The organism is Pantoea sp. Ft-CA_14 (assembly GCF_024520875.1).
In the GTDB taxonomy this organism is placed as follows: Bacteria; Pseudomonadota; Gammaproteobacteria; order Enterobacterales; family Enterobacteriaceae; genus Pantoea; species Pantoea agglomerans.
On the sequence record NZ_JALNPM010000042.1, the window covers coordinates 1 to 268 of the forward strand.

Below are 268 nucleotides of genomic sequence, written 5' to 3' on the forward strand. Positions count from 1 at the left end.
AGGCCGACTCGGTCAAACGACGCTGACGAATATACTCGGCCAGTGAGAAGCCGGTGTGCTGGCGAAATAAACGCTGCAGATGCCAACGGGAATAGCCCGCCCGGCGCGCCACTTCGTCCAGATGCAGATCGTGTCCTAAATTGCTTTCTATCCATTCCAGCAAACTACGAATAAACTCGCGCTGATTCATGGTGTTCTCCTGGTTAAAGCAGATGTGCAGGGAACACACTTTAGCGCGCTAAATTTATCCCTTAATTAGCGAAAACTT

General features: G+C 50.4%; 1 protein-coding gene. It reads right to left on the reverse strand.

Translation table 11 applies throughout. The features are described 5' to 3' along the window. A partial coding sequence (locus tag NR195_RS22770; RefSeq protein WP_256844936.1) for a helix-turn-helix domain-containing protein occupies positions 1–190 on the reverse strand: 190 nt, incomplete at its 3' end. Positions 191–268: the final 78 nt, after the last annotated feature.